Origin of the sequence: Kitasatospora putterlickiae, from assembly GCF_039527695.1 — a bacterium.
Taxonomy (GTDB): domain Bacteria; phylum Actinomycetota; class Actinomycetes; order Streptomycetales; family Streptomycetaceae; genus Kitasatospora; species Kitasatospora putterlickiae.
The window spans coordinates 70,029-79,304 of the sequence record NZ_BAAAKJ010000132.1; the positions used below are offsets into that span (position 1 = coordinate 70,029).

At 76.4% G+C, this 9,276-nt stretch carries 6 protein-coding genes; all 6 read right to left on the minus strand.

What is annotated here, in order from left to right; translation table 11 throughout:
* Positions 1–54: 54 nt before the first annotated feature.
* The 6 genes from ABD308_RS14370 to ABD308_RS14395 all read right to left on the minus strand — a co-directional run bounded on the left by ABD308_RS14370 (position 55) and on the right by ABD308_RS14395 (position 9,122).
* Complete coding sequence (locus ABD308_RS14370; RefSeq protein WP_344333526.1) at positions 55–1,413, minus strand: DUF2252 domain-containing protein; 1,359 nt, start codon at positions 1,411–1,413, stop codon at positions 55–57.
* A 173-nt stretch (positions 1,414–1,586) separates the two neighbouring features.
* Entirely contained in the window at positions 1,587–3,188 is a 1,602-nt protein-coding gene (locus ABD308_RS14375) for a multicopper oxidase family protein (RefSeq protein WP_344333528.1), read from the minus strand.
* Complete coding sequence (locus ABD308_RS14380) at positions 3,185–3,802, minus strand: hypothetical protein (protein WP_344333530.1); 618 nt, start codon at positions 3,800–3,802, stop codon at positions 3,185–3,187. Before ABD308_RS14380 ends, ABD308_RS14375 begins: the two co-directional genes overlap by 4 nt.
* A gap of 454 nt (positions 3,803–4,256) precedes the next feature.
* A complete protein-coding gene (locus tag ABD308_RS14385) occupies positions 4,257–6,917 on the minus strand; it encodes an FtsX-like permease family protein (RefSeq protein ID WP_344333532.1) in 2,661 nt (886 codons plus the stop codon).
* Positions 6,914–7,711, minus strand: a complete 798-nt coding sequence (locus ABD308_RS14390; RefSeq protein WP_344333534.1) for an ABC transporter ATP-binding protein — start codon at positions 7,709–7,711, stop codon at positions 6,914–6,916. Before ABD308_RS14390 ends, ABD308_RS14385 begins: the two co-directional genes overlap by 4 nt.
* A gap of 622 nt (positions 7,712–8,333) precedes the next feature.
* The gene (locus ABD308_RS14395; RefSeq protein ID WP_344333536.1) at positions 8,334–9,122 is read right to left on the minus strand and encodes an aminotransferase class IV; all 789 of its coding nucleotides are present in this window, start codon (positions 9,120–9,122) and stop codon (positions 8,334–8,336) included.
* Positions 9,123–9,276 lie beyond the last annotated feature (154 nt).

The following is a 9,276-nucleotide window of genomic DNA, read 5'->3' on the forward strand; positions in this document are numbered from 1 at the left end:
GCGGCCGGGCGGGGGCGGCGGCCGTGGTCCCCCGGAGGGAAGCGCGGACCGTTCTCAGACCCCGCGCCGCGCCGTCAGCGCGCCGTCGTCGATCGCCGCCTCCAGCGCGGCGTGGTCGGCGGCGGTCCGGTCGGCGTACTGGAGGGCGAAGGCGGCGACCGCCTCGGCGAAGGTGTCCGACCCGCCGAGGTAGCCGGCGATGGCGATCCGGTCGCCGGAGCGGGCGTGCGCGCGGGCCAGGGCCCGGCCGCAGAGGTCGGCGTAGGCGCGCAGGTCTCGGGGGGTCATGCCGGCGACGTCGGCGGAGCCCTTCATGTCGCGCAGCTGGCGCCCGTAGAAGTACCGGCCGGCCGGGCCGGTGGTCCAGCCGAGGAAGATGTCGCTGGCGGCCTGGAGCAGGCGCTGGCCGGTGACCACGCGGTGCCCGCCGTGCACCACCGGGGCCTCGGCGGTCGGGCGGGTGGCGGGCAGGTGCTGTTCCAGGACGGACCGCCCGGCCTCCTTGATCTGGAGGAACAGCGGGTCGCGCTCGTCGCGGCCCTCCAGCAGGAGGATGAAGCAGCGGGTGCCGACGCTGCCGACGCCGACCACCTTGCGGGCGGCGTCGGTCAGCCGGAAGCGGTCGAGCAGGACGCGGCGGTCCTCGGCGAGGGTGGCCCGGTAGTCGCCGAAGATCTTGCCGACCCGGCGCAGTTCCTCGCGCGGGACCGGATCGAGCAGCGGCGGGTCGCTGACGATCCGGCGCCGGCCCTGCTCGTCCTCCTCGGTGAGCTTGCCGAAGGCCTGGAGGCTGGTGCGGCGGCGCGCCTTGTCGAGGGTGGCCTCGACGCGCTTGCGGCGGCCCTTGCGGACCAGCGGGAGCAGGTCGTCGGTGTCGATCCGGGCGTACCAGACGTCGAGTTCGCCGAGTCCGGCGAGCCGGCGCATGGCGAGCGCGTAGCCCTGCGCGGCGGTGAGCGCGGCCCGGCGGGCGTGGTCGTCGCCCTGGCCGTTGTCGCGGGCGGCGACGGCGACGCTGGCGGCGAGCCGTTTGAGGTCCCACTCGAAGGGGCCGGGGTAGGTCTCGTCGAAGTCGTTGACGTCGAAGAGCAGCGCGCGCTCCGGGGAGGCGTACACGCCGAAGTTCAGCAGGTGCGCGTCGCCGCAGAGTTGGACGGTGATGCCGGTCTCGGGGACGACCGCGAGGTCGGCGGCCATCACGGCGGCGGCGCCGCGCAGGTAGGCGAACGGCGAGTCGGCCATCCGGCCGTAGCGGATCGGGTTGAGGTCGGCGAGCCGGTCCTCGGCCTGCCGCGCGAGGACGGTCAGCGGGTCGGGCCGGTCGGCGGCGGGGATCCAGCGGCCGTGGGCGGAGCGCGGGATGCGGTCGCGGGCGGCCCGGCCGCGCCGCCGGCGTTCGGTCGGACTGGTCATCTGCGACTCCTCGGCGTGGCGCTCCGGGGGCCGGCCGACGAGTGGCCGCCCTGCGGGTGACGCTAGGGCAGCCGCCGCGGGGCGGCACGTCGAGGCGTGGGCCGCGGCGCTCGAAGGCCGTGGTGGGCGTCCAGGACGCCCACCACGCTCCGCCGAACGGGTGAGGTACGTGGTCACTCGACGACGAAGTCCGCCATCATCGCCATGTCCTCGTGCTCCAGGTTGTGGCAGTGCAGCATGTACGACCCCGGATGGTCGGTGAACCGCACCAGCACCTCCACCGCCTCCGCTGGCCGCAGGTCCACGGTGTCCTTCCAGCCCTCGTCGTACGGGCCCGGGTCGCCGCCGTTGCGCGACAGCACCTGGAAGGAGTTCAGGTGCACGTGGACGGGGTGGTGGACGTCGCTGAAGAACCGCCAGATCTCGGTGCTGCCGAGTTCCGGACGGGCGATCGCGCGGCCGGGCCGGTAGAGCTGGTTGTTGATCGTCCAGTCGCCGTCGCGGCTGCGGCGGAAGCCGAAGACCCGGGTGGCGACCGCGGCCTCCGGGTCGAGCCGTTCGAGGGTGCAGAGCCGCTCGGGCACGGCCGAGTCGTCGCTCACCCGGCGCGAGCCGACCTCGAAGAGCATCACCTCCTCGGTCCGCCCGCCGCCGAAGCGGTTCATCAGCCGGACCTCGGTGCCGGGCGGGTAGCGGGAGAAGTCCACCACCAGGTCGAAGCGCTCGGCGGGCGCGATCTCGACCGCGTCGTGCGCGATCGGCTCCTCCAGCAGACCGCCGTCGCCGCCGATCTGGACCAGCGCGTCGCCGCCGGACGGCTGCGGGTCGAGCTCCAGCCGGTAGAGCCGGGCGTTGGAGGCGTTGAGCAGGCGCAGCCGGTAGCGGGCCCGGTCCACCTCGGCGCGCGGCCAGGGGGCGCCGTTGACCAGGACGACGTCCCCCAGGACGCCGTTCATGTAGTCGTCGGTGACGCCCGGCACGGCGAGGTCGGGGTCGGTGGCGGGGTACGCGAAGGAGCCGTCGGCGGCGAAGGCGCGGTCGGCGAGCATCAGCGGCAGGTCGCGCTCGCCGCGCGGTAGCGGCAGGGCGTCCTCCTCGTCGTCGTGCAGGAGGTGGAAGCCGGTCAGGCCGCGCCAGATGGCGGGGCCGGTGAAGCTCATCCGGTGGTCGTGGTACCAGAGGGTGGCGGCGCGCTGGTGGCCCGGGTAGGTGTAGTCGCGGGTTCCGGTGACGATGCGGGCGGTGTCCTCGTCGACGTCCATCCCTGCCATGCCTGCCATGCCTGCCATCGGGTGCCCGGCGCCGTGGGCGGCGAGGTGATCGCCGGACGAACCGACCGGGAGCAGCAGGTCCACCGGGTAGCCGTCGCTGTCCGCCGGGGTGTGGCCGCCGTGCAGGTGGACCACCGTGGGCACCGGCAGCTCGTTGCGGTGGCTCACCACGGTCCGGCGCCCGGAGCGGACGGACAGCGTCGGCCCGGGGTAGGTGCCCCCGTACGTCCAGGCCTCGGTGCGCAGGCCGGGCAGGATCTCCAGCGCGGCGACCCGCTGGGTGATCTCGTAGTAGTCCGCGGTGGCGTCGGAGCGGACCGGGGCGAGCACGGCCGGCACCGGGAGCGGCACCTCGAAGGGGTCCGGCAGCGGGACCTCGCTGCGCAGCAGCCGGCCCGGGCGGCCCTCGGCCAGCAGCCGGGCGGCGGCGGGGACGGCGAAGGTCCCGAGGGCGCCGGCACCGAGCACGGCGGCGCCGGCGCCGAGGAACCGGCGGCGGTTCACGGCGCCACCTCCACGGGGCCGGTGCCGGTGCCCGAGGGCCGGGGCAGTCGGCCCGGCCCGTCCTCCACCGCCGCCGAGGACACCGAAGACGCCGAGGACACTGAGGACACCGGGGACACCGAGGACGCCGACGGCTCGGGTGCGGGCGAGGTCAGCGGCAGCCGCCACGCGCCGACCAGGCAGAACAGGTGCGCGCTGACCAGCAGCACGCCCAGCGTGACGTGCACGCCGACCGCCCGCTCGTAGCCGGTCCCGGTCTGCGCCCCGTCCGCGACCAGCAGCAGCGCCGCCGCCGCGAGCGGCCACCACGGCCCGCGCTCCCCCGCCGGCCCGGCGGCCCGGCGGACCAGCGCCGCCACCGGCACCTGGACGGTCAGCACGCCGCCCAGCACCATCGCGACCACCTCGTGCGCCCGCAGCGCCTCGTAGTGGCCGTTCAGGAAGCCCGCGGCCAGCACCGTCCCGGCCAGCACCAGCGCGGCCGAGGCGGTCGTGGTGCCCCGCAGCAGGAGCCGCGGCAGGCGGACCGCCGGGGGCGCCGGCGCGCGGCCCGACGAACGCGCCGAGGGGAACAGCGGCAGGCGGGGCGTACGGGTCACCGGGGGACTGCTCAACGGTCGGCCTTCTTTCTGCCGGGCGCGCCGGGGCGCGGTGGGCACGCCCGGGGGCGGGCATGCCGGACGCGCTCGGCGCGGGGGGTGTGGGCGGGACGGGCGCCGCGGGCACGCGGCTCCGGAACGGGCGCGGGCCGCGAACGCGGCTGATCTCCCCTCACTATCCGTGCGGCGCCGCCGCTTTTAGGCCGACGACCCCGTTCTCCCGCCTGTTCAGCGCGGCTTTGTCACCCGAACGGGCGGTGCGCCGTACCCGCGCGCACCGCCCGTTCACGCCCTCGGAGTGCTCCGAGAGCCGCCTGCTCCAACAGCCGCCTGCTCCAAACGCCGGGAGGNNNNGTGGCCCGGCGACACCCCCGTCGCCGCCGGTGGACCGGGGCCCGTCTCGTAGGACCCGCCCCTCTCGCAGGGCCGGCGGTCCCGTAGGGCCCGCCCGTTGCCCGTTCGCCTGGCGCTACTGCTTCCCGCCGCTCGCCCCGACCGGGCTGGACCGCAGCAGGGCCCGGGCCGGCAGGCCCGTCGCGGCCAGGCAGAGCAGCACCGCGCCGGCCGCCAGCGGCAGCGCCGTCCCGGCCGGGACGTACGGCGTCGCACCGGTGAGGCCCCGGGTGATCGGCACCAGGGTGAGCCAGGCGATCACCGAGCCGACGCCCAGGCCGGCCGCGGCCACCAGCAGCGCCTCCCAGCGCATCATGTGGCGCACCTGCCGCCGGGTGGTGCCGGCCAGCCGCAGCAGCCCCACCTCGCGGCGCCGGTCCAGCACGGTCATGACCAGGGTGTTAGCGGCCGTGACGGCGGCGAACCCGCCCAGCACACCGGCCATCACGGTGTTCGCCCAGGAGCCCATCTCCTGCGACTTGTCGGCCTGCGCCGCGAAGCCCGCCCGGTCGGTCACCGTCAGACCCGGGACACCGAGGCCGGAGAGGGCCTTGGCGACGGCGGCCCGGTCGGCGCCGGGCGCGTCCGCGACCAGCACCTGGCTGTCGTAGCCGGCGGTGACGTGCGCCGCGACCGCCGCCCGGGGCAGCAGCACCTGGCCGAAGCCGAGCCCGCGCTCGTACGTGGCGACCAGCAGGGGCTTCGCCTCCGTGCCGTCGCCCAGCCAGAACGGGACCCGCTCGCCGACCTCGGCGCCCAGGGCGGAGGCCAGGTCGGTGGAGAGCGCGACGGTGTCCGCGGCGCGGCCCAACCCGTCCAGCGAACCGGCCCGCACACCGAGGTCGAGCACCTTGGGCAGCCGGGACGGGTCTCCGGTGATGCCCAGCGCGGTGGCGGAGAGCAGCTGGTCGCCGGTGCGGTAGACGATGCCGGTGCGCAGCACGCCGACGGCCGCGTCCACCCCGGGCACCTTGGCCGCCTGCTCGACGACACCGGTGGTGCCCGACGCGGCGGACGTTCCCGGCGCGGCGGACGTTCCCGGCGCGGCGGACGTTCCCGGCGCGGCGACGGGCAGGCCGGGGCCGGTGGAGCCGAGCACGTGGTCGGCCGTGATGCCGGTGCGCACCTGCTCGCCGGTCTCGTGCCGGATGGTGCTCTGCATGAACAGCAGGGTGCCGCAGAAGGCGGTGACCATCACGATCGGCGTGATCGCGGACGCCAGCCGGCGGGCGTTGGCCCGGGTGTTGTCGGCCGCCAGCGAGCCGGGCGCGCCGCCCGCCCGCAGCGGCAGGCCGAGCACCCAGGCCGCCAGCCGGGACACCCACGGGCCGAGCAGCGCGACCGCGACCAGGAAGGACATCACCACGCCGAGCGCGGTGTTCGCGGCGTTCTCACCGTCCAGACTGGCGGCGACCCCGGCCAGCACCACACCGCCGGCCGTGAACACCACGCCCAGCACGGTGCGGACGATCCCGAGCCGGGCCGGTTCGACGGCCGCCGCGCCCAGCGCCTGGCCGGCCCGCATCCGCGCGGGGCGGCGGGCGGCGAAGAAGCCGGCGGCGAGCGCGGCCAGCGTGCAGGCCGCGACGGCGACCAGCATCGGGATCGGTCCGACGGACAGCTCGACGTCGGCCGGGACGACCCCGCGCTCCACCATCCCGTTGAACCACCAGCGGGCCAGGAGCACACCGGGCAGGATGCCGAGCGCGGCGGCGAGCGGCGCGACCAGCATCGCCTCGGTGGCGATGGTGCGGCGGATCTGGCGCGGGGTGGCGCCGACGGCGCGCAGCAGGGCGAACTCACGGGCCCGCTGGCCGGTCGCCAGGGCGACGGTGGAGATGACCACGAACACGGCGGTCATGGTGGCGGTGCCGCCGAAGGAGCCGCCGATCGCGACCAGCATCACCTTGGCCTCGTTGAGGAGGGGCTGCTCGACGAGGCCGCGCCCCGTGCCGGTCCGCACCTCGGCGGCGCCGCCGACGGCCTGCTTCACCTGGGCGGTCAGGGCCTTGCGGTCCACGCCCTCGCGGGGCTGGACGGCGATGGCGTCGACCCGCCCGGGGTGGCCGGAGAGGCGGTCGGCCTGCTCGTCGGCGAACCAGGCGGTGGGGCCCGCCTGCTGGGGGGCGGCGAGGCCGGAGATCCGGTAGGTGCCGGTGCCGCCGGGGGCGGTGAGCGCGACGGTGGCGCCCGGCGCGAGGTGGGCGGCGCGCGCCGTGTCGGCGTCCAGCACGACGTCCCCCGCGCCGGGGGCGCGGCCCTCGACCAGCCGGTCCTGCGGGCCGGCGATGCCGAGCGCCGCGAAGCCCCGGCCGGTGAGCGGGCCCGCCGGGCCCTGGGGCGTCGCGCCCTGTGCCGCGTTCTGCGCCGCGTTCTGTGTCGCGTTCTGTGTCGCGTTCTGCAGGGGGAAGGCGGTGTCCGGGCGGGCGGCCGCGACGCCGGGCTGTGCGGCGATCCTGGCCACCAGGCCCGCGTCCACCCGGGCCCGCTCGGACAGCGGCTGCTCGTGGGTGTCGGACTCGTCGTTCGTCTTGTAGGTGATGCTGACGTTCGGATCGGCGGCCACCACGACCGGCGCCCCGGCGTACCGGACGGACGGCACCGAGGCGGTGATGCCGGTCTGCAGCAGCGTGCCGCAGGCCATGATCACGGCGGCGGCGAACAGCAGTGCGACGAAGGTGCCGACGAAGGACGCCGGCCGGAAGCGCACCGAGGCACGGGCGAGTCCGTTGCTCATGCCGCCGCCCCCACCCGGCGCGCGGTGAGGGTGACCATCCGCTCGGCGATCGTCTGCGGGTCAGGGTGGTACAGCTCGTCGGCGAACGCGCCGTCGGCCAGGAAGACCACCCGGTCGGCGAACGAGGCGGCCACCGGGTCGTGCGTCACCATGACGACGGTGGCGCCCATGGTGTCCACCGCGCGCCGCAGCAGGCCGAGCACCTCGTGCGCGGTCGTGGTGTCCAGCGCGCCGGTCGGCTCGTCCGCGAACAGCACGTCCGGGGCGGTGATCAGCGCGCGGGCGATCGCCACCCGCTGCTGCTGACCGCCCGACAGCTCCCCGGGCCGCCTGCGGCCGAGGTCGGCGAGGCCGACCTGGGAGAGCAGCTCCCTGGCCCTGGCCCGGTCCTGGCGCTCCCCGGCGAGGCGCTGCGGGAGCAGCACGTTCTGCAGCACGGTCAGCGACGGCAGCAGGTTGAAGGACTGGAAGACGAAGCCGATCCGGTTGCGGCGCAGCTTGGTGAGCCGGTCCTCGCTCAGCCGGGTGATGTCCTCGCCGCCCAGGTAGACCTCGCCGGCGGTCGGCCGGTCCAGGCCGGCCGCGCACTGCAGGAAGGTGCTCTTGCCCGAGCCGGACGGCCCCATGACGGCGGTGAAGGTGCCGTGACCGAGCGCCAGGTCGATGCCGCGCAGGGCGTGCACGGTCTCGCCACCCCGGCCGTAGCTGCGCCGGACGCCGCGCAGCTCGATCGCGGCGTGGGCGGCGGGGCGCCCGGTCGGCTCGGGCTGGGGACGGGAACGGCGGGGTGCCATGGTGGGGCCTTCCTTCGTGGATCGTCGCTGGTCGTCGACGTGTTCCAGGCTAGGAAGGCGGGAGCCGGCGGACCATCCAGTCCGCTGGCGGACCGGGGGTGGGGTTATCCCCCCGTCCAGGGTCCGGGTGACGCCAGGGCGCGCGGCTCGGGGCGGGCGCCCTCCCCGGTCGGATCCGGCCACCACCACCCGGTGGGTTGCCTCGATGCCGCCGTCAATGCGGGTGCGGGTGTCCGCCCGTTCGCCGCGATCGACGACTCCGTCCTCGACCGGGCCCCCAAGGCGTCCGCGGTGACCGGCTTCCACCCCTGCGGGCCCGGGTAAGCACCCGTCGGCGTCCGGCCGCACCACGCGGTTCGGAGCGGGCACCCTCCACGGTCGGATCCGCTCCGGCTCCACGCCCTCGTGGGCGGCCCGCAGTTCGGCGGCCACCGGGTGCGCCGGGGCGGGACGGCGCCGTCAAGCGCGGCGACGAAACCACCCAGGGCGTCCACAGCGGCCGGCTCCCGCCACGGCAGGCCCGGCGAGCAGAGCGGCGGTGACCCCGGGCAGCACGGCGGCGTCCGGCCACACCAGCGCGCGGTTCGGGGCGGGCGCCCGTCGCGGTCGGATCCGCTCCTCGTCAGATCCGCTCCGGCTCCACGCCCTCGTAGGCGGCCCGCAGTTCACCGACCACCGGGTGGGCCGGGTCGAGGACGGCACCGTCGATCGCGGCGAGCGGGCGGACACCCACACCCGCGTTGACGGCGACGGCGGCGACGAAGCCACCCAAGGCGTCCACGGTGACCGGCTCGCACCGCTGCGGACCTGGATGGGCACCCGCGAGCAGAGCGGCGGTGACACCGGGCAGCGCGGCGGCGTCCGGCCACACCAGCGAGCGGCCGTCGTACAGCGCGAGGTTCCAGGTGGCGCCCTCGCTGACGCGGCCCGCCTCGTCGAGCAGCAGGACGTCGTCGTAGCCGTCGAGTTGGGCGAGCCGGCGCTGGTGCAGCAGGCCGAACAGGCCGACGTGCTTCACCTCCGGAAGCTCGCGCCGGTACCCGGCGGTGCGCACCCGCAGCGGCCCAGGCGCGGTGGCCGGCGCCGGGCGGGTGGTGACCAGCAGGTGGGGCACGGCGGGGGCGGAGGGGCGTTCCAGGCCGAGCGCCGGGTCGAACACGGTGACCCGGACGATCACCGGCGCGCCGTCGGCCGGCAGCGCCCGGCGGATCCGGGCGCGCGCCTCGTCGCGGTCCAGCGCGGCGCCGAACACCGTGCGGCAGTCGCGGACCAGCCGGTCCAGGTGCAGCGCGAGGCCCCGGGCGTGGCCGGCCTCGGCGCGCAGGGTGGTGAAGTGCCCGTAGTTGAGCAGGCCCAGGGCCGCCAGGTGGGCGGGCTCGGCGGGGGCGCCGTCGATCTCGATCTCTGCCATGGCGTCGAGTCTGCCAGGGCGTCCCGGTGCCCCTTCGCCGGTCTACGCGGTGAGCGCGGACCGTGGCAGGACCCCGGCGGCCCGGCCGTCCACCAGCACCAGCACGCCCGGGTGCGCCGCCCCGAGCGCCGCGCGGGCCTCCGCCGGCGACTGC